Source organism: Nocardioides panacisoli (assembly GCF_039537325.1).
GTDB classification, from domain to species: Bacteria; Actinomycetota; Actinomycetes; order Propionibacteriales; family Nocardioidaceae; genus Nocardioides; species Nocardioides panacisoli.
In genome coordinates, this window is the sequence record NZ_BAABAH010000003.1 from 277,935 (window position 1) to 299,781 (window position 21,847).

The 21,847-nt window shown below is 70.9% G+C and carries 17 protein-coding genes; 7 read left to right on the plus strand and 10 right to left on the minus strand.

Going from position 1 to position 21,847, the window contains the following annotated elements; genetic code table 11:
• The 3 genes from ABD709_RS06645 to ABD709_RS06655 are packed head-to-tail and all read right to left on the minus strand — an operon-like array spanning position 1 to position 3,976.
• The gene (locus ABD709_RS06645; protein ID WP_344773561.1) at positions 1 to 651 is read right to left on the minus strand and encodes a sulfotransferase family 2 domain-containing protein; all 651 of its coding nucleotides are present in this window, start codon (positions 649 to 651) and stop codon (positions 1 to 3) included.
• 18 nt (positions 652 to 669) lie between these two features.
• On the minus strand, positions 670 to 3,381 hold the full coding sequence (locus tag ABD709_RS06650) for a bifunctional acetate--CoA ligase family protein/GNAT family N-acetyltransferase (protein WP_344773563.1): 2,712 nt from the start codon (positions 3,379 to 3,381) through the stop codon (positions 670 to 672).
• A 16-nt stretch (positions 3,382 to 3,397) separates the two neighbouring features.
• On the minus strand, positions 3,398 to 3,976 hold the full coding sequence (locus ABD709_RS06655) for a dihydrofolate reductase family protein (protein ID WP_344773565.1): 579 nt from the start codon (positions 3,974 to 3,976) through the stop codon (positions 3,398 to 3,400).
• A gap of 59 nt (positions 3,977 to 4,035) precedes the next feature.
• On the opposite strand from ABD709_RS06655, the gene ABD709_RS06660 reads away from it, so the two are divergent.
• From ABD709_RS06660 to ABD709_RS06675, 4 genes are read left to right on the plus strand one after another with little or no spacing between them, the layout of a single operon-like run.
• Entirely contained in the window at positions 4,036 to 6,516 is a 2,481-nt protein-coding gene (locus tag ABD709_RS06660; protein ID WP_344773567.1) for a DNA gyrase/topoisomerase IV subunit A, read from the plus strand.
• Between the two features lie 4 nt (positions 6,517 to 6,520).
• Positions 6,521 to 7,258 carry an LppX_LprAFG lipoprotein gene (locus ABD709_RS06665; protein ID WP_344773569.1) on the plus strand — a complete coding sequence of 246 codons (738 nt, stop codon included), beginning with the start codon at positions 6,521 to 6,523 and terminating at the stop codon, positions 7,256 to 7,258.
• A complete protein-coding gene (locus ABD709_RS06670) occupies positions 7,255 to 9,003 on the plus strand; it encodes an MFS transporter (RefSeq protein WP_344773571.1) in 1,749 nt (582 codons plus the stop codon). Before ABD709_RS06665 ends, ABD709_RS06670 begins: the two co-directional genes overlap by 4 nt.
• Before the next feature lie 42 nt (positions 9,004 to 9,045).
• Complete coding sequence (locus tag ABD709_RS06675) at positions 9,046 to 9,540, plus strand: beta-class carbonic anhydrase (RefSeq protein WP_344773572.1); 495 nt, start codon at positions 9,046 to 9,048, stop codon at positions 9,538 to 9,540.
• A 6-nt stretch (positions 9,541 to 9,546) separates the two neighbouring features.
• On the opposite strand, the gene ABD709_RS06680 is transcribed toward ABD709_RS06675, so the two are convergent.
• Positions 9,547 to 11,610, minus strand: a complete 2,064-nt coding sequence (locus ABD709_RS06680) for a DNA gyrase/topoisomerase IV subunit B (RefSeq protein WP_344773871.1) — start codon at positions 11,608 to 11,610, stop codon at positions 9,547 to 9,549.
• Positions 11,611 to 11,898: 288 nt separating this feature from the next.
• Here ABD709_RS06680 and ABD709_RS06685 point away from each other — a divergent pair, with 288 nt between their 5' ends.
• From ABD709_RS06685 to ABD709_RS06695, 3 genes are all read left to right on the plus strand, one after another.
• Complete coding sequence (locus ABD709_RS06685) at positions 11,899 to 12,129, plus strand: DUF7455 domain-containing protein (protein WP_344773574.1); 231 nt, start codon at positions 11,899 to 11,901, stop codon at positions 12,127 to 12,129.
• Between the two features lie 91 nt (positions 12,130 to 12,220).
• Positions 12,221 to 13,060, plus strand: coding sequence for an EamA family transporter (locus tag ABD709_RS06690; RefSeq protein WP_344773576.1), 840 nt, complete (start codon positions 12,221 to 12,223; stop codon positions 13,058 to 13,060).
• A gap of 25 nt (positions 13,061 to 13,085) precedes the next feature.
• Positions 13,086 to 14,438, plus strand: a complete 1,353-nt coding sequence (locus ABD709_RS06695) for an amidase (RefSeq protein WP_344773578.1) — start codon at positions 13,086 to 13,088, stop codon at positions 14,436 to 14,438.
• A 10-nt stretch (positions 14,439 to 14,448) separates the two neighbouring features.
• Here ABD709_RS06695 and ABD709_RS06700 read toward each other — a convergent pair whose 3' ends face one another.
• From ABD709_RS06700 to ABD709_RS06725, 6 genes are all read right to left on the minus strand, one after another.
• The gene (locus tag ABD709_RS06700) at positions 14,449 to 15,915 is read right to left on the minus strand and encodes a hypothetical protein (protein WP_344773580.1); all 1,467 of its coding nucleotides are present in this window, start codon (positions 15,913 to 15,915) and stop codon (positions 14,449 to 14,451) included.
• A gap of 83 nt (positions 15,916 to 15,998) precedes the next feature.
• Positions 15,999 to 17,279 carry an MFS transporter gene (locus ABD709_RS06705; RefSeq protein ID WP_344773582.1) on the minus strand — a complete coding sequence of 427 codons (1,281 nt, stop codon included), beginning with the start codon at positions 17,277 to 17,279 and terminating at the stop codon, positions 15,999 to 16,001.
• A gap of 257 nt (positions 17,280 to 17,536) precedes the next feature.
• A complete protein-coding gene (locus tag ABD709_RS06710) occupies positions 17,537 to 18,862 on the minus strand; it encodes an RNA polymerase sigma factor (protein ID WP_344773873.1) in 1,326 nt (441 codons plus the stop codon).
• A 297-nt stretch (positions 18,863 to 19,159) separates the two neighbouring features.
• Positions 19,160 to 20,494, minus strand: a complete 1,335-nt coding sequence (locus ABD709_RS06715) for a SpoIID/LytB domain-containing protein (protein ID WP_344773584.1) — start codon at positions 20,492 to 20,494, stop codon at positions 19,160 to 19,162.
• Entirely contained in the window at positions 20,495 to 21,070 is a 576-nt protein-coding gene (locus tag ABD709_RS06720) for an HhH-GPD-type base excision DNA repair protein (protein ID WP_344773586.1), read from the minus strand.
• Between the two features lie 14 nt (positions 21,071 to 21,084).
• Positions 21,085 to 21,708, minus strand: coding sequence for a TetR/AcrR family transcriptional regulator (locus tag ABD709_RS06725; protein ID WP_344773588.1), 624 nt, complete (start codon positions 21,706 to 21,708; stop codon positions 21,085 to 21,087).
• Positions 21,709 to 21,847 lie beyond the last annotated feature (139 nt).

A 21,847-nucleotide genomic window follows, 5' to 3' on the forward strand; every position in this document is an offset into this window, starting at 1 on the left:
TCAGGCCTCGGGGCGCTCGAAGGTGTAGCCGAACTCCTCGATGTCCTTGGCGAAGACCTCGGCCACCTTGTCGCGCATCTCGTCGGTGTAGAACGTGCTGTAGTGCGGCCGCGCCGACTTGTCGACGTTGCGCGGGGTCGGCTCGAACGGCGGCAGGCCGATCTTGTCGCAGACGGTCGTGAAGTCGGCGTTGAAGTTCTCCTGGCGGCCGATGAAGTCGGCGCGCCGGTCACCGGAGACGAGGTAGTCGATCTGCGGGGACCGCATCCGCGGGAAGTGCTCGGGACCCCGCAGCACGAAGTCCTCGAACTCCGGGAAGTCCCGTGCCACCTCCGACCAGAAGGTGTTGCGGGCGAGCCGCTTGCGCACCGCCGCGCCGTACTTGTCCTCCTGCTGGGCCCGGGCGTCCATCCGCACGATCATCTGGTGCCAGGACACGAGGCGGTCCCACGGGTTCCGGACGAAGCCGAAGATGAAGTAGTCCTTGAGCGCGGGCTCCGCCTTGAGGATCCGCGACATGTGCGCGTGCCGGCCGATCCCCTTGGACTCCCGGATGTCCGGCAGATTTTCCTGGAGCGCGCGGTCGATCGTGGAGCCCGCCGTCTTCTGGACGTGGACGAAGAGCACCCGCGCGGAGTCGGAGATCAGCACGGCCGGACCCTACCTTGCCTACTCGGGGATGGTGACGGTGACGTCGCTGAGGCGGCGGACGAAGGAGTCCGGCCGCGGGTCCCGCACGGGAGTGACCCGGACCGAGGCGGTCAGCACGTTGACCGAGCTCGTTCCGGCGAGGACGAGCGACAGGTCGACGGAGCTGATCTGCGGCAGGTCGTTCTGCAGCTGGGCCACCTTGGTCACCAGCCGCTCCACGGACTCGACGTCGACGAGCTCGGCGCCGCGGTAGCCGAACAGCAGCGGGGAGCTCTTCACCTCCCGCACCATCGCCCGGACGTCGTGCTGGTCCAGCGGCGGGATCCGGTAGGACCAGTCCCCCAGCAGCTCGATGACCGGCCCGGAGATGCCGAACGACACGACCGGGCCGAACAGCGGGTCCTCGAAGGACCGCACGGCGATCGGCACCCCCGGCGGCGCGTTCTTCTGGACGACGAACGCGCCCTGCGCCGGGTCGGAGAGCACCTCGTGCAGGTTCGCCCAGGCGTCCTCCATGTCCTCGGGCCCAGTGATGTTGCGCCACACGTGGGAGAGGTCGGGCCGCTCGCGCACCGAGGACTCGGTCGCCTTCAGCACGACGTTCCAGCCGAGCTCCTCGGCCGCCCGGTGGGCCTCGTCGAGCTCGTTGACCGGGATCGCGGGCCAGAGTTCGATGCCGTACGTCGCCAGCAGGTCTCGGGTGTCGTCACGGCTGAGCTCGAGCTCCCCCGGCGCGTCCGCGAGCAGCCTGCCGACCAGGGTCTTGGCCGCCACCGGGTCGACGTCGCCGGCGTCGGCCGGAGGCCCGTCGGGCGTGCGGACCCAGACGGCGTACTCGACCACGCGCGCGAGCGCGCGGACCGCGGCCTCGACGGCGGGATAGGAGGGGACCGAGCCGCGGCCGGCCGTGGAGCCGGCGACGTCGGGCACGCGCAGCAGCTCGGGCACGCCCTCGGCGCCGAGGAAGGTCGACACCAGCGGCTTGTCCGACTGCTCCCCCACGGCCGCGAGCACGTTGGCGACGTCCTCGCCGGACACGTCCAGCGGCGGGATGTAGACCGCGACGACCGAGTCGACCTCGGGGTCGTCGATGGCGTCGTCGAGGGCGTCCTCGAAGTCCTCGGCCGTGGCGTCCGCCCCGAGCGCCACGCTGCGGTTGACGACGAGTCCGACGGCGGACGCGGCGTCGGCGGCCAGCAGCCCGAGCGCGTCGGAGTTGCCGACGATCGCGACCCGCCGCCCCCGGGGCAGCGGCTGGTGGGCCAGCAGCTGAGCGACGTCGAACATGTCGTCGAGGGTGTCGACCTGGATGACGCCGGCCTGGCGGAACATGGCGTCCACGGCAGCCTGGGGCGCGCCGATGCGCCGTACGGCATGGCCCATCGGGACACCCTGGGTCGTGCGGCCGGAGCGGACGGCCACGATCGGCTTGCGCTGGGACACCCGGCGCGCGATCCGGGAGAACTTGCGGGGGTTGCCGATCGACTCGAGGTACATCATCACGACCTCGGTCGAGTCGTCCTCCTCCCAGTACTGGAGCAGGTCGTTGCCCGAGACGTCGGCGCGGTTGCCCGCGCTGACGAACGTCGAGATGCCGAGGCCCCGGTTGCGGACCTTCTCGAGGATCGCGGAGCCGAGCGCGCCCGACTGGCAGAAGAAGCCGGCCCGGCCGCGGGTCGGCATGACCGAGGACAGCGACGCGTTGACCTGCACCCGCGGGTCGGTGTTGATGACCCCGAGGCAGTTGGGCCCGATCAGCCGGAGGCCGTAGGACCGCGACAGGCCGACCAGGTGCCGCTGCCGGCGCCGACCCTCCTCGCCCGTCTCGGCGAACCCCGAGGAGATCACGATCAGGCCGTGCACGCCCTTGGCCGCGCAGTCGAGGACGACGTCGGTCACCGCGTCGGCCGGCACGGCGACGATCGCCACGTCGACGTCGTCCGGGATCTCGTTGACGGTCTTGTACGCCGGCATGCCCGACACCGCGGTCGCGGACGGGTTGACGACGTACGCCCGGCCGGTGAAGCCGCCGGTCACCAGGTTGCGGACCAGGACCTGGCCGATCGTGTCCTGCCGGCGGCTGGCGCCGATGATCGCGACCGACCGCGGGTGGAAGAAGCGGTGGATCGAGGCGGCCTCGGCGACGTGCTCGCGGCTGTGCATCCGGCCGACCGCGGTGTCCGTCGCGTCGATGGGGAACTCGAGCGTGATCACGCCGTCGGAGTAGCCGCTCACCACCCGGTAGCCGGCCTCGCGGAAGACCTGGATCATCCGGTGGTTGTCGGGGAGGATCTCGGCGGTGAACCGCTCGACGCCGCGCTCCCGGCCCGCCTGGGCGAGGTGCTCGAGCATGAGCTGCCCGATCCCGCGGCCCTGGTGCTGGTCCTCCACGAGGAAGGCGACCTCGGCCTCGTTCGCCGCGACGACCTCGAACCGGCCCACGGCGATCATCCGCCCCTGGAGCAGCATGACCAGGGCGACCCGGTCGTGGTGGTCCACGTGGGTGAACCGCCGGACGTCGCGCTCGGACAGCTTCGGCATCGGGCTGAAGAACCGGTAGTACTTCGACTCGTCGGAGACCCGTTCGTAGAAGCTGACGAGAAGCTCCTCGTCCTCGCCGCGGATCGGCCGGATGTGCGCCGTACGACCGTCGCGCAGGATGACGTCGGCCTCCCAGTGCTGCGGGGGCGACTCGATCTCGTCCGTGGGGGTCCCGTCCTCCTGCGTCACAGGGAAAAGGTAGTCCTCACCGCCGCACGCGGTACTGCAGGTGCAGGACGCGGTCCCCCTGGATGACGACGTGCGGATCCTCCAGCAGGTGCTGGGCGTCGATCGGCCCGAAGTAGCGACGGCGCCGCCCGAACACCACCGGGACGACGTCCATCGCCACGATGTCGACCAGGCCGGCCGCGACGGCCTGGCCACCCATGTCGCCGGCGCAGACGGCGACGGTCCGGTCCCCTGCCCGCCGCTTCGCCTCCTCGATCGCCGCGGCGAGGTCGTCGAAGAACGGGACGTCGGCCTCCGGATGCCAGCCGTCGGGTTTCGGGCGGTGCGACACGACCAGCAGGTTGTCGCCCGCCGGCGGCCTGGCCTCCCAGCCGTTCGTCTGGTCGAACAGGCGGCGGCCCTGGATGATCGCCCCGATGTCGTCCCACATCCCCTTGACGTAGTCGATCGAGGCGGCGCCGACACGGAACGACGCGTCGTCGTAGATCGGCCGGTCACCGTTGAAGTACCAGTCGAAGAGCGGGCCGACGTCGTCCTTCTCGTCCGCGATGAAGCCGTCGACCGAGACCACCGCGTGGGTCATCACCGTTGCCATGTCCGGACAGACCGGACCACCTCCCCGGATTCATCGGGGGCACCGGAGAGAATGCCCCCATGGCACGGCGTACGACGAAGAACCCACCCCCTGAGGACTTCGAGGAGCACATCCTCGACACCGACATCCGCGACGAGATGCAGTCGTCGTTCCTCGAGTACGCCTACTCGGTGATCTACTCCCGGGCGCTGCCCGACGCCCGCGACGGCCTCAAGCCGGTGCAGCGGCGGATCCTCTACACGATGGCCGACATGAACCTGAGGCCCGACCGCGGCCACGTGAAGTGCGCCCGCATCGTCGGTGAGGTGATGGGTCGCCTGCACCCGCACGGCGACGGAGCGATCTACGACGCCCTCGCCCGGCAGGCACAGGCGTGGACGATGCGGCTCCCGATGGTCGACGGGCACGGCAACTTCGGCTCCCTCGGCGGCGACGACCCGCCGGCGGCCATGCGCTACACCGAGGCGCGGATGGCGCCGCCCGCGGTCGCGATGACCGAGTCGATCGACGAGGACACCGTCGACTTCCGGCCCAACTACGACAGCCGCGAGTACGAGCCGTCGGTGCTGCCTGCCGCGATCCCCAACCTGCTGGTCAACGGCACCACCGGCATCGCCGTCGGCATGGCGACCAACATGGCACCGCACAACCTGGTCGAGGTCGTGCAGGCGCTGCGGCACCTGATCCAGCACCCCGCCACCGACGTCGACGGGCTGATGCGGTTCATCCCCGGCCCGGACCTGCCGACCGGCGGCAAGATCGTGGGCCTCGACGGCATCCGCGACGCCTACGAGACCGGCCGCGGCACCTTCCGGATGCGGGCCACCGCCCGGGTCGAGACGATCGGACGCCGCAAGGGCATCGTGATCACCGAGCTGCCCTACGGCGTGGGCACCGAGAAGGTGATGGAGCGGGTCAAGATCCTGGTCCAGGGCAAGAAGCTCCAGGGCATCGCCGACATGAAGGACCTCACCGACCGCGAGCACGGCCTGCGGCTGGTGATCGAGGTCAAGAACGGCTTCATTCCCGAGGCGCTCCTCGAGCAGCTCTACAAGCTGACCCCGATGGAGGACACCTTCGGCATCAACAACGTCGCCCTCGTCGACGGCCAGCCGCGGACGCTGGGCCTCAAGGAGATGCTCGAGGTCTTCCTCCAGCACCGCTACGAGGTCGTCCGCCGGCGCTCGCAGTTCCGCCGGAACAAGAAGTCCGAGCGGCTGCACCTGGTCGACGGCCTGCTGATCGCCCTGCTCGACATCGACGAGGTCATCCAGGTCATCCGCACCAGCGACGACTCCGCCGCTGCCAAGGAGCGGCTGATGAGCGTCTTCGACCTGTCCGTCGCGCAGGCGGAGTACATCCTCGAGATGCAGCTGCGGCGGCTGACCCGGTTCTCCCGGATCGAGCTGGAGAAGGAGCAGGAGACCCTGCGCCGCGAGATCGAGGACCTGGACGCGATCCTCGCCGACGACACCCTGCTCCGGAAGGTCGTCTCCGGCGAGCTCGCCGACGTCGCCAAGACCTACGGCACCCCTCGCCGCACCGTCCTGCTCGAGTCCGCGGGCTCCGCCGCCGTCGCCGCGGCCACGGCACCGCTCGAGGTCGCCGACGACCCCTGCTTCGCCCTGCTGTCCTCCTCCGGTCTCCTGGCGCGCACCAGCGGGGCCGACGACATCGGCGAGGGCGGTGGGCGGGCCAACCACGACGTGGTCGTCTCCGCCGTCCGCACGACGGCGCGCGGCGAGATCGGCGTGGCCACCTCGGCCGGGCGGCTGCTGCGGCTCGGGGTGCTGGACCTGCCAGCGATCCCGCCGTCGGCCAACGAGCCCAACCTCCAGGGCGGACTCCCCCTCACCGAGATGCTCCCCCTCGCGACCGGCGAGCGCGCGCTGGCGCTCTGCACGCTGAGCACCGAGGGACCGGGGCTGGCCCTCGGCACCCGCCAGGGCGTGGTCAAACGGGTCAACCCGGAGGTCCTGGGCCGCGACGAGTGGGACGTCATCTCGCTCAAGGACGACGACGAGGTGGTCGGTGCGGTCGAGCTGCGCACGGGCACCGAGGAGCTGTGCTTCATCAGCTCCGACGCGCAGCTGCTGCACTTCGGCGCCGACAACGTCCGACCCCAGGGCCGCTCCGGCGGCGGCATGGCCGGCATCCGGCTGGCCGGCGGCGAGCGTGTCGTGTGGTTCGGCGCGCTCGACGGGCGGGTCCCGGCCGTGGTCGTCACCTCGTCCGGCTCCTCGACCGCGCTGCCCGGAACCGAGCCCGGCAACGTCAAGGTCACCGACTTCGGCGAGTACCCGCCCAAGGGCCGCGCCACGGGGGGCGTCCGCTGCCACCGGTTCCTCAAGGGCGAGGACACCCTGGTCTTCGCCTGGGCCGGGCCGGCACCGGCCCGCGGGGCCGCGGCGAGCGGCGCGCCGGTCGACCTGCCGCCCGCCGAGGGCCGCCGCGACGGGTCGGGGACACCCGGCAGCCAGCCGCTGGCGGCCGCAGCCGGGCCGCTGTCCGTCCGGCTGACCGTCGGTATGTCAGGGTGACGCCATGACCCTTCGAGACGGCGCGCTCCCCGCCTCCCCAGGGACCGCCCGGCGCATGGCGATCGCCGTCGTGGCCGCCGTGCTGGCCCTGAGCGGCTGTTCCGGCAGCGACTCGCCGTCCACCGACGGCAAGTCACCCGACGAGGTGATGCAGGCGGCCAAGAAGCTGCTCGACGACACCACGGGCGTGGAGCTGTCGCTCTCGACCGACGACGAGCCCTCCGACGGCGACTACCTCGCCTCGGCCGAGGGCACGATCACGACGGAGCCGGCCTTCGAGGGCAAGGTGTCGGGTCGGGTCTCCGGCATCCCGGCGAGCGACATCGACGTGGTCGCGGTCGACGGGGACGTCTGGGTGAAGATCCCGATCACCGGCTGGACGAAGTTCGACCCCGCGAAGTTCTGCGCGCCGGATCCCTCCACGCTGCTCGACCCCGACTCGGGCGTCTCCTCGGTCCTGACCGAGGCCACCGGCCTCGAGGCCGGCGACTCCGAGCGCGGCGGGGCCGACAACGACGAGATCCTCACCCCCTACACGGGCAGCGTGCCGGGCGACGCGATCCGCGCGATCCTGCCCTGCGCCCAGGGTGACTCGTTCGACGCGACCTTCCGGATCGACGGTGACGGCTACCTGCGCTCCGCGGAGCTGACCGGGGAGTTCTTCTCCGGCACCGACGACATCACCTACACGATCGACGTCCAGCAGTACGACGTCGACAAGGACATCTCGGCACCGCAGTGACCCCGCGCGTCCTGCTCGGCCTCGCCGCGGTCGCCGTGGCGTTCGCCGCGATCGACACCTACGTGGTCGTCCTGGCGCTGCCCGACATGATGGCGGCGGCCGGGATCCCGGTCGACGAGCTGCAGCGGGCGGCCCCGATCGTGTCCGGGTTCCTCCTCGGGTACGTCGCGATGCTCCCTCTCATCGGCCGGATCGCCGACCTGCGCGGCCCGGTGCCGGTGCTGGTGATGGCGCTGGTCGTCTTCTCGGTCGGCTCGCTGCTCACCTCGATCTCCTACGACCTCGCCACGATGGTGGCCGGCCGGTTCCTGCAGGGCGTCGGAGGGGGCGGTCTCGTGCCCGCCACGATGGCGCTCGTCGCCGCGACCTACCCCGTCGAGCGCCGCGGCCTCCCCCTCGGCCTGGTCTCCGCCGTCCAGGAGTTCGGCGCCGTCCTCGGCCCGCTGTTCGGCGCCGTCGTGCTCTCCTTCTCCTCCTGGCGCGCCATCTTCGCGATCAACCTCCTCGTCGGCGTTCTGCTGGCCGTGACCGTCCGCTCGCTGCGGGGGACGTCGGAGGTTCCGGAGCTCGGTGCTGCGGCGCCTGGCACCTCGACCACCGACGTGCCGTCGAGCCGGCAGAAACTTGGATTCATCCCGCTGGTCGTCGGCGTCCTCGCCGGCCTGGTGGCAGCGGTGGCGGGCTGGATCGAGTTCATCCAGCCCGCCTCGATCAAGCGCGACCTGACCTGGGGCGAGCTGTTCGTGCCGTACGTCGTCGGCGGCGGCAGGTGGGAGACCCCGATCGGCGTGATCACCCTTGCGGCGCTCCTCGTGCTCCTGGTGTCGTGCCTGGTCCCCGGCCGGAACCTGGTGGACCTGCGCGGCTGGTTCCGCAGCCTGGCCGATGCCGACCTCACCGGGGCCGCGCTGTTCGCGGTCGCGCTCGCGGGCGTGGTGCTGGCGTTCGCCACCGCCGATCCCGAGGTCGCCGTCTTCAACCCGCAGGGTCCCTGGTTCCTACTGGGCTCCGCGGTCGCCCTGGTCCTCCTGCTCGTCCACCTCCGCCGCTCCGCGACGCCGATCGTGCCGCGCGGCGCCCTGCGGGCGGTGCCCGCCTGGGGCTCGTTGCTCGTGAGCTTCCTGGTCGGCTGGGCACTGATCGCCGCGCTGGTCGACGTGCCGCTGCTGGCGCGCACCACGACCGAGGAGACACAGCTCGGCGCGGCGTTGATCCTGCTGCGGTTCCTCGTGGCGCTCCCGATCGGAGCGGTGATCGGCGGATGGCTGCTGCACCGTGCGCCCGCGGGCGTCCTCACGGCCGCCGGCATGGTCTGCGCGTCCGTCTCCTTCTTCTGGATGGCCCAGTGGGGGCAGAGCAGCCTCGACCAGCTCGTGTCCAACGTCCCGCTGGTGCTCGGCGGCTTCGGCTTCGGCCTCGCGCTCGCGCCCGTCAACGCCGCGATGCTGGCCTCGACCTCCGAGGACGCCCACGGCCTCGCGTCGGCCCTGGTCGTCGTCGCCAGGATGGTCGGCATGCTGGTCGGGATCTCGGTGCTGACCACCTGGGGCCTGCGCCGCCTCTATGCCGAGGCCGACGCCCACCCCGGCCTGGGGACCAAGGCCCTCGCGCTCATCCAGGAGCGGGCCGTCTTCACCGGTGCCGGTGTGGCTGCGGCCCTCGCGGCGGTCCTCGCCCTCGCCGTCTTCGCCCGGGCCCGCACCCGCGCCGTCGACGTCGCCGAGGTGCTCCGCGCCGCTGGCTGACCCCTGCTCCCGCCCGCGAGCGGGCCCGATAATCTCCTCCGCATGGCGGACTTCGACGACCTGCTCGCCGCGAACCGCGACTTCGCGAGCGACTTCGACCTCGGTGGATTCGACGGCATCGCCCACGCGGGCATCGCGATCGTGACCTGCATGGACTCACGGATCGACCCGCTCGGCATGCTCGGCCTGAAGGCGGGTGACGCCAAGATCCTCCGCAACCCCGGTGGCCGCGTCGACGACCTGACGCTCGACGCCCTCGTCATCTCCGTGCACATGCTCAACGTGAGCCGGATCATGATCGCCCCGCACACCCGCTGCGCGGTCGCCAGCAACCCCGAGGTGGTCCTGCGCGAGCGGCTCGACAACGCCACCGGCCAGGACACCTCGTGGCTCACCCTCCCCGTCACCGACGGGCAGGAGGAGGCACTCGCCGGCGATGTGCAGCGCGTGCGTGCGCATCCGCTGATCCCCGACACGGTCAAGGTCGGCGGGTTCGTCTACGACGTCGACAGCGGGCTGCTCAGCCAGAAGGTGTGACCCCGGTCAGGCGTCGAGCGCCTCGACGTCGACCTCGTAGGCGTTGTTGACGATGAAGTCCTTGCGCGGACCGACGTCCGAGCCCATCAGCAGCTCGAAGACCTCGCTCGCCTGGGCGGCGTCGTCGACGGTGAGCCGGCGCAGCGTCCGGTGCCGCGGGTCCATGGTCGTCTCCGCGAGCTGCCCGGCGTCCATCTCGCCGAGGCCCTTGTAGCGCTGGACCGGGTCCTTCCAGCGCACGTTCTTCTTCTTGAGCTCGGCGAGCTTCCGCTGCAGCTCGGCGTCGGAGTAGGTGTAGACGTACTTGTCCTGACCCTTCTTCGGGTTCGAGATCTCGATCCGGTGCAGGGGCGGCACGGCGGAGTAGATCCGGCCGTCGGCGACCAGGTCGGGCATGTACTTGAAGAACAGCGTCGCCAGCAGCGTCCGGATGTGCGCGCCGTCGGCGTCGGCGTCGGCCATCAGGATGATCCGGCCGTAGCGGCGCGCGTCCAGGTCGAAGGTGCGCCCGGACCCGGCCCCGACGACCTGGATGATCGACGCGCACTCGGTGTTCTTGAGGACGTCGCCGATCGACGCCTTCTGGACGTTGAGGATCTTGCCGCGGATGGGCAGCAGCGCCTGGAACTCCGAGTTGCGCGCGGCCTTGGCCGTGCCCATCGCCGAGTCGCCCTCGACGATGAACAGCTCGGTGCGCTCGTTGTCGGAGGAACGGCAGTCGAACAGCTTCGCCGGCATCGTCGACGACTCCAGCGCGTTCTTCCGCCGCTGGGTCTCCTTGTGCTGGCGGGCCGCGATCCGGGTCTTCGAGGCGCCGACGACCTTCTCCATCAGCGCCTTGGCCTGGGCCTTCTCCGCACGCTTGGAGGACGTCAGGAAGTCCTTGAGCTGCGTCGCGACGATCTTGCGGACCGCGCCCCGGACGGCCGGCGTGCCGAGCACCTCCTTGGTCTGGCCCTCGAACTGCGGCTCGGCCAGCCGGACGGTCACGATCGACGTCATCCCCTCGAGGATGTCGTCCTTGATCACGTCGTCGTCGTTGACCTTGAGCGCCTTGGTCGCCCGCATGGCGTCGTTGAAGGTCTTGGTGAGGGCCGCCTCGAAGCCCGCCACGTGGGTGCCGCCGTGCGGGGTCGCGATCACGTTGACGAACGAGCGCATCTCGGTGTCGTAGCCGGTGTCCCAGCGCACCGCGATGTCGACCGTCAGCTCGCGGTCGACGTCCTGCGGGACCATGTGGCCCTGCTCGTCGAGGAGCGGCACCGTCTCGGTGAAGGTGTCGGTCCCGGTGATCCGGACCACGTCGGTGACCGGCTCACCGTGGCTGAGCGCGTCGGCGAACTCGGCGATGCCGCCGTCGTGCCGGATCTTCTCCTCGAACAGCTCCGGGCCGCGGAGGTCGCGCACGACCATCTCTAAACCCGGGACGATGTACGCCGTCTGCCGGGCGCGCCCGATCAGCCCCTCGAGCTCGAACCGCGCGTCCTTGGTGAAGATCTGCCGGTCCGGCCAGAACCGGATCCGGGTGCCCGTCCGGCCCTTGGCCACGCGCTTGCCCTTGCGGGTCAGCCCGGATCTCTCGGTGAAGCCCGCCCCGGGGCCGTCGGCGTCGAAGACGCCCGGCACGCCGCGGCGGAACGAGATGCCCTGGCCCGTCGGGGACCGGTCGACGTCGATGTCCATCCGGCTCGACAGCGCGTTGACGACCGAGAGTCCCACGCCGTGCAGGCCGCCCGTGGCGACGTAGGAGCCGCCGCCGAACTTGCCGCCCGCGTGCAGCTTGGTCGCGACCACCTCGACGCCCGGCAGCCCGGTCTTGGGCTCCTTGTCGGTCGGGATGCCGCGACCGTCGTCGTAGACCTCGACCGAGTCGTCGGGGTGCAGGGTCACCTCGACGCGGTGCGCGAAGCCGCCGAGGGCCTCGTCGACGCCGTTGTCGATGATCTCCCAGACGCAGTGCATGAGACCGCGCGTGTCGGTCGAGCCGATGTACATCCCGGGCCGCTTGCGGACCGCCTCGAGACCCTCCAGGACCAGGAGATGAGCGGCGTTGTAGGTGTTGTCGGCGATGACCGGCTCCTTTCGATACCCCTCAAATCTACCGCCGACACGCCGAAGGACAGTGCAGGCGCACGGTCCTGGGGAGGACCACGATGAGGCAACCTGCAGGGCCGGCGGCGCGTCCAAGATCACAAGGACGTTTCGGCGGGTGGAAAACCGATCGAGGTGGGGGTGGCTCGTGTTTGGATGGGGTAGAAGTGCCGATGACCACACAGCTCCGGGAATCTTGGACCCGGTGACTACGTTGATCCCGGTACCGACCGATTTCTCGGACGGGAAGACGAAAGAGAGGCCGAAGTGACTACTGCTGTAGCCCCCAGCGCACCGCTGACCGCTGAGGACCGCTGCGACCGCTGCGGCGCTCAGGCCTACCTCCGTGTCGAGCTCGCCTCCGGCGGAGAGCTGCTGTTCTGCGCGCACCACGCGCGCGAGCACGGCGAGAAGCTCAAGGAGGTCGCCGCGGCGGTGCACGACGAGACCCACAAGCTCGGCGACGCGCCCGCGCCCGCCCCGGAGGACGAGCACTGATCCGCTGAAGACGTCGAAGGGCCCCGGATGATTCCGGGGCCCTTCTGTCTTCCTCGGCGAGCGTGTCCGTTCGACCTGAAAGGGTAGTCCCGTGGGAGTCCTCCTCGCCCTCGCTGCCGCGCTCGGCTACGGCCTGTCCGACTTCGTCGGGGGCGTCGCAGCGCGGCGGTCGTCGACCTGGCCGGTGGCCCTGCTCTCCCAGGTCGGTGGCCTGGCGGGCGCCGTCGTCCTGGCGGCCGCGTTCGCCGGCGACCCGACGGGCGGCGACCTGGGCTGGGGCGCGCTGGCCGGGATCGGGGCCGGGATGGGGACCGTCTTCCTCTACCGCGGCTTCGCCGGCGGGCGGATGGGGGTCGTCGCACCCGTGTCGGCCGTGGGCGCCGCGATCCTGCCCGTCATCGTCGGGGTCGCCGTCGGAGAGCGGCCGGCCGTGCTGGTGTGGCTGGGCATCGTGCTCGCGCTCCCGGCGATCTGGCTGGTGGCGAGGGTCCCCGACGAGGGCCGCTCCACCGACGAGAGCGACGCCGCCGCCCTGCGCGACGGCGTGCTCGCGGGCGTCGGCTTCGGGCTGTTGTTCGTCGCCATGGGCCAGGTGCCGGAGGAGGCGGGCTACTGGCCCCTTGCCACCGGCCAGGTCACCGCGCTGGTCGCCATCGTCGTCGGCGCGCTCCTCGCCCGCGAGGCGTGGGTGCCGAGTCGGCGTACCGAGCTCTGGGGCATCGTCGCCGGCATCCTGGCGTCGGCCGCGGTCCTCTCCTTCCTGCTCTCCTCGCAACGCGGCCTGCTCGCGGTCGCTGCGGTGCTGACGTCGCTCTACCCGGCCTTCACCGTCGTCCTCGCCACTGCCGCGCTGCGCGAGCACGTCTACCGCACGCAGGCGGTCGGGCTGGTGCTGTCGGGCTGCGCGGTCGCCCTCGTCGCGGCGGGCTGACCCGCACGCGGACTAGCGTGGCCCCATGACGACCACGACCGCGCCCACTGCCGTCGAGATCGCCGGCGAGGTCCACGAAGGGACCCTGACGGCCCGACGCGCGGTCGAGGAGGCGCTGGAGCGCATCGACCGCTCCCAGCCGGTGACGAATGCCTGGCAGGTGGTCCGGCGCGACGCGGCGCTCGCCGAGGCCGAGGCCGTCGACATGCGCTCGGACCGGTTCGCGCTGCCGCTGGCCGGCGTCCCGGTGGCGATCAAGGACAACGTCCCGGTGGCCGGGGAACCGATGCGGGACGGATCGGCGGGCTCCGACCCCGCGCCCCAGGAGCGCAACCACGAGGTCGTCAAGCGGCTGCGCGCCGCCGGCGCCGTGGTCGTCGGCCTGACCCGGGTGCCCGAGCTGTGCATCTGGGGCGCCACCGACTCCGTCTTCGGCATCACCCGCAACCCCTGGGACCCCGAGCGGACCCCGGGCGGCTCGTCGGGCGGCTCGGCGGCAGCGGTGGCCTCGGGCGCCGTACCGATCGCGCACGGCAACGACGGGATGGGTTCGATCCGGATCCCCTCCGCGTGCTGCGGGCTCGTCGGCCTCAAACCCGGGTACGGCGTGGTCCCGTCGGATCTCGGGAAGGGCTCGTGGCACGGCATGGCCGAGAACGGGCCGCTGGCCACCACGGTCGCGGACGCGGCCCTGATGTTCTCGGTGCTGGCCGGTGACCCGTCGTACGCCGCCCCCGCCCGGCCCGGCACGCTCCGGCTCGCCGTCTCCACCCAGGCGCCCGGTGTCGGCATCCCGGTCTCGAAGGAGTGGGCGGGCGCGGCACGACGTACGGCCGAGGCGCTCCGCGGCGCGGGCCACCGGCTGTCGAGCCGCACGCCGAACTACCCGTCCAGCCTGATGTCGACGACCGCGCTCGCCCTCTGGACGACCGGGACGGCTGCCGACGCCGAGCTGCTCGCCGACCCGACCCAGGTCGAGAAGCGGACCGCCCGGCACGTCGCCATCGGCCGGCAGCTGGCGCGGCGCGGCCACCCCAAACCCGGGCCGCGCGAGCGCTGGCGCGCGATCGCCGAGCGGTTCTTCGCCGACACCGACGTGCTCATCACGCCGACCCTTGCGCAGCCGCCGATCGCGGCCAAGGCCTGGTCGGAGGGCGGCTGGCTCGCGACGATCCAGGCGAACGCCCGGTTCGCGCCGTTCGCGGCGCCGTGGAACATCGCCGGCTGGCCCGCGATGTCGGTGCCGGCGGGCCTGGACAGCTCGGGACGCCCGCTTGGCGTCCAGCTGGTGGGGCGCCCCGGCTCCGAGGCGACGCTGCTCGGGCTGGCTGCCCAGGTCGAGGAGCTCCAGCCCTGGCCGCGGGTGGCGGGCGGTTGAACCGACCCGCTCAGGTCTGGCCGTCGCTGTAGCCGAGCCCGGTCACCGTGGCGGAGGTGTCACCGGTGAATCGCAACGTCACCTTGCCGTCCGTCCCAGTGAAGGCGCTCACTCCGTGAGCGTGGACCCGAGCGCCGACGACCGGCCTCCCCGCGTCGGTCGCCAGGTACGTCACGCGCTTCGACCCGTCGCCGAGCTTCTCCACGTGGACGACGGCGAGGCTGAGCCCGGGTCGGACCACGGTGCGCTGGAGCACGTTCTTGCCGGGCTTCTCGAACTGTCCGACGACGTCGAGCTGCCCAGGTCCTCTGACGCAGCTGGCGATCGCCTCGAAGCTGCCCAGGCTCCACCCCGCCGGGGGCTCCACCGCCACGGTAGCGCCCCACTCGGTGGCTGCCTCGTTCGACCGCCGCGCCAGCAAGGTGTGCGTCCCGTCTCGTCGTGCGAGCCACGCCACCCAGATCCGACCGCAGGAGTCGGTGGTCACCTGGGGCGCCGACACACCCGTCCTGCTCCGGCCGACGACCTCCGCCGTGGCGTCCCCGACCTGCCAGACCCGGACGTCGGTGAGCACGCCGGTCGACGCGTTCAGGTGCGTGCCGCCGACGTAGGCGTCGTTGCCGCGCAAGGCCAACGGCGTTCCGCGGTTGATCGTCGCCTGCAGGACGCATGCGTCCGCGGTGCCGGGCATCAGCGTCGGTGAGCCCAGGAAGGCCCCCGTGCCGGTGTCGTAGACCTGCTCGTGCGTCCCCGGCTCCGAGCCGCCGAACTCACACCAGGCGACGACGGCGTGCGCGCTGTTGGTGGGATCGATCACGATCGAGCCGGCGCCCACGTTGCCGCCGGATGCCGGCACGGCTGCCGGAGGCGTCGCGTCCGGGCGGTCAGCGACGACCATGGAGTTGTGCTCGAAGACGAAGACGGGAGTCTGGGAGGGCGCCTGCGCCACTTGCGCCCACATCGCGGCTTCGCCCGGCTCCATCATGAGCGGCGCGGACCAGGCCGGATCCGCGTTCGGTCCGACGTTCGACACTCCCACCAGGCCGTCGAGGGTGTCGGGGTCGGCCGACTGCTGGCCGCCCAAGTACAGCTGGTAGCCGTCGCCGATGTCGACGCCGGCCGGATCGCCGACCATCAGCCAGGACGAGATCGGTGTCGAGACCGTGCTCATCAGGTCGTCGCCGCCCGGCCCGATCGGGGTCAGCCGCCGCTCCTTCAGCGAGGACGTGCCGTCCGCGTTGCGCACCGCCCAAGCGATGTGGAGGATGCCGTCGGGCGAGCGGGTCAGGTCGACGCGCTGCGACGGGCCGGGCTGGCCGGGCCCCGCGGCCGAGAGCGGCTCCCACGCCGACGGGTCCGCGGCGCGGGCGCCCGGTGCGGTCGGTGCGGCTGCCTCGGTGGACGGTACCGGCGTCAGCGCCGCGCCCAGGAGGGCTCCGGACCCGAGACATGCGAGAGCGACGAGGTGTGGACGCATGGCGTCCCCCGATCAGGGTCGAAGTCCCGAGAGTCGCTCCCGACCATCCTCGTGAGCGAGCCCGAAGTCAACGCTGGCATCGATCAGGTAGCGCCGGCGGTCACCAGGCTGGTGTCCTCGCTGCCGAACCGGACACCGCGCCGCTCCCTGCCGGTCGCGGTCAGCACGATCACCGCGACGAACACCGGGACGATCGTGGCCGCCAGCGCGAACGGGTAACCGTGGCTGGACGCCAGGGACTCCTGGATCGGCAGGTTGAACGCGGCGAGGCAGTTGCCGAGCTGGTAGGTCACGCCCGGGTAGAAGCCCCGGATCTCGTCCGGCGACAGCTCGGTCAGGTGAGCTGGGATGACGCCCCACGCACCCTGGACCATCACCTGCATGAGGAACGACCCGAGCATGAGCATCCCTACGCTGGTCGAGTACGCGAACAGCGGCACGATCGGCAGGCCCAGCACGGCGCAGCCGATGATCAGCGCCTTGCGGCCGTAGCGTTCCGACAGCGCCCCCGCCACCATGCCACCGAGGATCGCGCCGACGTTGTAGACCACGACGATCCAGGTTGCCGTGCTGCCGGCCAGCCCGATGCCCTCATCGCCGGTCTCCTTGAGGAAGGTCGGGTAGACGTCCTGGGTGCCGTGGCTCATCCAGTTGAAGGCCGTCATCAGGAGGACCAGGAACACGAACCGCCGCCAGATCACCGGGTTGCTGAAGATCTCGCGCGCGCTGGTCCGCGTCTGGCGGACCCGGTCGTTGGCCTTGCGCCAGACCTCCGACTCCTCGACCCGCGACCGGATCAGCAGGCTGATGCCCGCCGGGATGATCGACAGCGCGAACATCCATCGCCAGCTGAGCCCCCACCACGTGATCACGACGAGGAAGGCGAGCGAGGCGAGCAGATAGCCCATCGAGTAGCCGCCCTGAAGCAGCCCGGAGAAGAAGCCCCTGCGCTTGGACGGGATCTTCTCCATCGCCAGCGCGGCGCCCAGCCCCCACTCCCCGCCCATGCCGAGCCCGTAGAGCATTCGCAGGATGATGAGGACCGTGAAGTTCGGCGCGAAGGCGCACAGGAAGCCGACCACGCTGTAGAAGCAGACGTCGACCATCAGCGGGACCCGCCGGCCGACCCGGTCGGCCCACAGTCCGAAGATGAACGCGCCGACCGGGCGCATCACCAGCGTCATCGTGGTGATGAAGGCCATCCGCTCCAACGAGACGCCGAAGTCGGCCGCGATGTCGGCATAGATCAGCACGACCAGGAAGTAGTCGAAGGCGTCCATCGCCCAGCCGAGGTACGCCGCCGCGAAGGCGTTGCGCTGGTCCCGGGTCAGGGGCTCGCGTTGCGTGGCTTCCCGATCAGCCATGCGCGGGTGTTACCCGCGGTCGGTCGACATAGTCGCCCATCCGTCGCGGCCGCCGGTCCGAACAAGCAGGCGGAGACCCCGGCCCGCTCTTTGAGCCGGGGTCTCCTCGCGCCCCGGAGGCACGACTCGGCCTGGGAGCATCAAGCAGGGATGGTGTCCCGAGACCTACCCAGCCCACCTTCGTGTCGCCGGCGCGGCTGGATGGTGGAGGCGGTACCCAGGCACCAGGTCACCAGCCCGATCGGACGGACCTTCGATCAGTCGAGGTAGTCGCGGAGCACCTGGCTGCGGCTCGGGTGGCGCAGTTTCGACATCGTCTTGGACTCGATCTGGCGGATCCGCTCGCGGGTCACGCCGTAGACCTTGCCGATCTCGTCGAGGGTCTTGGGCTGGCCGTCGGTGAGCCCGAACCGCATCGAGACCACGCCCGCCTCGCGCTCGGAGAGCGTGTCGAGCACGGCGTGCAGCTGCTCCTGCAGGAGCGTGAAGCTCACCGCGTCGGCCGGCACGATGGCCTCGGAGTCCTCGATCAGGTCGCCGAACTCCGAGTCGCCGTCCTCACCCAGCGGGGTGTGCAGCGAGATCGGCTCACGACCGTACTTCTGGACCTCGACGACCTTCTCCGGTGTCATGTCGAGCTCCTTGGCGAGCTCCTCCGGGGTGGGCTCGCGGCCCAGGTCCTGGAGCATCTGCCGCTGGACGCGCGCCAGCTTGTTGATGACCTCGACCATGTGGACCGGGATCCGGATGGTGCGGGCCTGGTCGGCCATCGCGCGGGTGATCGCCTGCCGGATCCACCAGGTCGCGTAGGTCGAGAACTTGTAGCCCTTGGTGTAGTCGAACTTCTCGACCGCGCGGATCAGGCCGAGGTTGCCCTCCTGGATCAGGTCGAGGAAGAGCATGCCGCGGCCGGTGTAGCGCTTGGCCAGCGAGACGACCAGGCGCAGGTTCGCCTCGAGCAGGTGGTTCTTGGCGCGCCGGCCGTCCTCGGCGATCCACTCGAGCTCCTCGAGCATCTTCGGCGAGATCTTGCCGCCCTTGGCCAGCTTCTCCTCGCTGAAGAGGCCCGCCTCGATCCGCTTGGCGAGCTCGACCTCCATCTCCGCGTTGAGCAGCGGGACCTTGCCGATCTGCTTGAGGTAGTCCTTGACGGGGTCCGCCGTGGCGCCCGCGACCATCACCTGCTGCGCGGGCTCGTCGGTCTCGTCGGCCGCGGACACGACGAACGAGGACGTGGCGGTGGCCTCCTCCTCGTCCTCCTTGATCGACGGGTCGGTCGCGACGTCCTTCTCGAACTGGTCGTCGGGGATGTCGGGGAGGACCTTCTTGCCGTCCGGGCCGAGGACAGGGACCTCGACCTCTGCCGGGGCGGCCTCGGCCTTCTTGGCGGCAGCCTTCTTCGCCGGTGCCTTCTTCGCGGGCGCCTTCTTCGGCTCCTCGTCGGCAGCCTTCGCCGCAGCCTTCTTGGCGGGAGCCTTCTTGGCCGTGGTGGCCGTCGTCGTACGCCGGGTGCTGGTCGCGGCGACCGCACGGGTCTCGACCGGCAGCGCCACCGAGATCCCCTCAGCCGCGAGGTGCGCCATCAGCGGCTTGAGGTGCGCCGGCGCGACGCCCGCCTCGGCGAAGACCTGCCGGACGTCCTCGGGCGTCACGCTCCCGCTTGGGGCGGCCCGCTCGACGAGGGCGACGATGGAGGGGTGCGCGAGCAGCGCGGGCGGGACCTTGCGTGCGTTCGAGGACACGAACACCTCTCGATGCGGGTACAGGCTTCAGATCGGTCTTCTTGCTTGGGGGCGCGGACCGGCCCGGAGGCGTCAAGACCGCGACCACCATTCTGCCACGGGGGTGGAGACGCCCGGCTCCCGCCCCGGTGAGCGGGATCAGCGGTGCGGGGTGAAGCCAGTGACCCAGGAACCGAGTACCCCCAGCGCGACCCGCCAGCCGTCGGCCGTCTTGGTGCGGCTGACGCCTGCTCCGGAGGGAGCGACGGCCTTCAGCGTCTTGACCTGTCCGCTCGAGTAGCGGGCCGTCACCTTGATCGAGGCGACCTGCCGCATCCCGAAGATCCGCCGCGCCTTCGCCTGGGTCAGGGTGCCGGTCCAGCTGAGGTACTTGCGGTCGGGCTGCGCCTGGAAGGAGTAGGGATCCGGCCGATGCACGAGGTACGGCAGCTGAGCACTCCCGAACACGTCGTGGTTGCTTGCCGTCCCGCGCCCATCAGCGGTCTTCCCCGAACGGGCGAAGAAGGGCGTCTCGGCGAACCCTCCGTCAGAATCGCGAACGACGTCCACCGTGTCGGTGTCCGATCCGGACACGCCATGTCGCGTGGCGTCCACAGCGGCCTTCCAGAGGCCCGCCTTGTCACCATTCTCCTTCAGCCAGCCAATGAAGTTCTGGCTGCGCGTGTCGTCGTAGAGGTGGCAGGCGCAGTTGGGCATGGGCGCGTTGTCCGGCCGAGCCGTCTTTGCCCGCAGCGCGTAGGTGCGGGCAACGATCGCCTGCGCCTTGAGTGCCTCAGAGCCACCCGACGAGCCCCACAGCGACGGCATCTCATCGATCCCATAGAGGTACTCGTCATTGAGCCGGAGGTCGTTGACGACGTTGATCCTCCCCTTGATGACGGTTGCGGAGAGGGTGCCATAGCGGTACCGGCCGTGTGTGCCCGCGACCGTTACGACTCCGGGTGTCCCGCTGGGCCACGCACGGGTTCCGGTCCATTCGAGCGTGAGGGCGCCCTTCGTGACCGTTTGGACGACACGGCCGCCCTGCTTGATGCGCGCTGCCACCTTGCCGTCGTCCACACTGAGCGCGATCGTGCTGTCCGCGCCGCCGGTCGCCAGATCGGTTGTCGCGTCGGTGCTCGCTCGCAGCCGCCACTCCCCCTTGTTCACCGAAAGCGTCGCGCCGCGAGCGTCGCCCGGAGAGCCAAAGATCTGGACGGCGATGTCGGGATCGGGATTCAGGGCGGTGCTGAGGGAGGCTCCGTCGTAGTAGTACTCCAGGATCTGCTCGGCCGACTGGTGACCGACCGCCATGGCGTAGGCGCCGTACTGCGACATGCCGACGCCGTGGCCGAAGCCCGAGCCCGCAATCGTGAAGGACGCCGGCACCGCCCGGTGGGTCGTCCGGTCGTCACCGGCGGTGGCGGGAGTGGCGGTGGCGCCGACCAGCAGCGCGAGGGCGAGCGGGACCAGTGGGCCGAGACGCGAGCGCACTCAGACCGCCGTCGCCGCGGCCTTGGCTTCCGCCTTTTTTGCCTTCTTGTAGTCGCGCACCTTCTGCAGCGACGCGGGGTCGACGACGTCCGCGACCGAGCGGTAGCCGTCGAGCGCGTAGTCGCCGGCGACCTGCTCCCAGCCGGCGGGTACGACACCCAGCTGCTTGGCGAGCAGCGCGACGAAGATCTTCACCTTCTGCTCACCGAAGCCGGGCAGCGCCTTGAGCCGCTTCGCGAGGTCCTTGCCGTCGGCTGCGCCGGTCCAGATCCGGGAGGCGTCGCCGTCGTACTCCTCGGTGACCAGCCGGGCGAGCTCCTGCAGGCGCGTCGCCATCGCGCCCCCGTAGCGATGGATGGCGGGCGGGCGCCGGCACAGCTCGGAGAACGCCTCGGGATCGGCGGCGGCGATCTTCGCCGGGTCGAGGTTGCCGAACCGGTCCGCGACCTTTGCCGGGCCGGCGAAGGCCCGCTCCATCGGGAACTGCTGGTCCAGCATCATCCCGACCAGCAGCGCGAACGGTGAGTCGGTGAGCAGCTGGTCCGCGGCGGGGTCGTCGGTGATGTGGATCGCCATGGGGCAATCCTGCCTTACGCCGTGGCCTCCGCGAGCAGCATCGGCATCAGGCCACGGACCTGGTCGCGGATGCCGTCGGTCACGTCCTCCTTGCCGCACAGGTAGCCGAGCAGCGCCTGCTGGAACAGCCCGTCGAGCAGTCCGTAGGCGACCTCCGGGCTGAGCGCCGGCTCGGCGCCGGCGAGCTCGGCGTACTTCGAGACCACCCGCCAGATCATGTCCTCGAGGCTCTTGTCGATCTGGAGGACGGCCTCGCGGAGCTTCTCCTCGAACATGCTCTGAGAGCGCAGGTCGTACCAGAGGCGGTGCATCGGCGCCTCCTCGACGATGGTCTCGACCAGCTTGTCGGCGAAGGCCTCGACCAGCTCGTCCGGCCTGGTCGACTCGGCGACGACACCGTCGTAGCGCGTCACGCAGGTCGTCTTGTACTGGCGCACGCAGAAGACGATCAGCTCGAGCTTGTCCTTGAAGTAGTAGTGGACGACGCCGTGCGAGAACTCCGAGTTGTTCGCGATCTCGCGCAGGCTGGCCCGCGCGTAGCCGAGCTCCCCGAGGGTGCGCAGCGCCGAGTCGGCGAGCTCGCGACGCCGCTCCTCGTGCTTGTCGGCCGGTGCCGTGCGCGCGGCGACGGAAGTCACCGCGTGAGCGTACCCCGGACCCCGGCCGTCCGCTGGCCTCTCGGCCCGTACTCGTCTTGACGGATGTCCAGCGAAGTCTTGACAGTCGTCAAGGAGGTCGGCAACTCTGTGAGCGTCCCACCACGAGAGCTGCTGGGGG

Coding starts and splice junctions, on each gene's coding strand:
- ABD709_RS06710 (WP_344773873.1), bottom strand. CDS start 18,862: ATGGCGCACCTCGCGGCTGAGGGGATCTCGGTGGCGCTGCCGGTCGAG.
- ABD709_RS06720 (WP_344773586.1), bottom strand. CDS start 21,070: ATGGCGATCCACATCACCGACGACCCCGCCGCGGACCAGCTGCTCACC.
- ABD709_RS06660 (WP_344773567.1), top strand. CDS start 4,036: ATGGCACGGCGTACGACGAAGAACCCACCCCCTGAGGACTTCGAGGAG.
- ABD709_RS06700 (WP_344773580.1), bottom strand. CDS start 15,915: ATGCGTCCACACCTCGTCGCTCTCGCATGTCTCGGGTCCGGAGCCCTC.
- ABD709_RS06695 (WP_344773578.1), top strand. CDS start 13,086: ATGACGACCACGACCGCGCCCACTGCCGTCGAGATCGCCGGCGAGGTC.
- ABD709_RS06655 (WP_344773565.1), bottom strand. CDS start 3,976: ATGGCAACGGTGATGACCCACGCGGTGGTCTCGGTCGACGGCTTCATC.
- ABD709_RS06705 (WP_344773582.1), bottom strand. CDS start 17,279: ATGGCTGATCGGGAAGCCACGCAACGCGAGCCCCTGACCCGGGACCAG.
- ABD709_RS06665 (WP_344773569.1), top strand. CDS start 6,521: ATGACCCTTCGAGACGGCGCGCTCCCCGCCTCCCCAGGGACCGCCCGG.
- ABD709_RS06675 (WP_344773572.1), top strand. CDS start 9,046: ATGGCGGACTTCGACGACCTGCTCGCCGCGAACCGCGACTTCGCGAGC.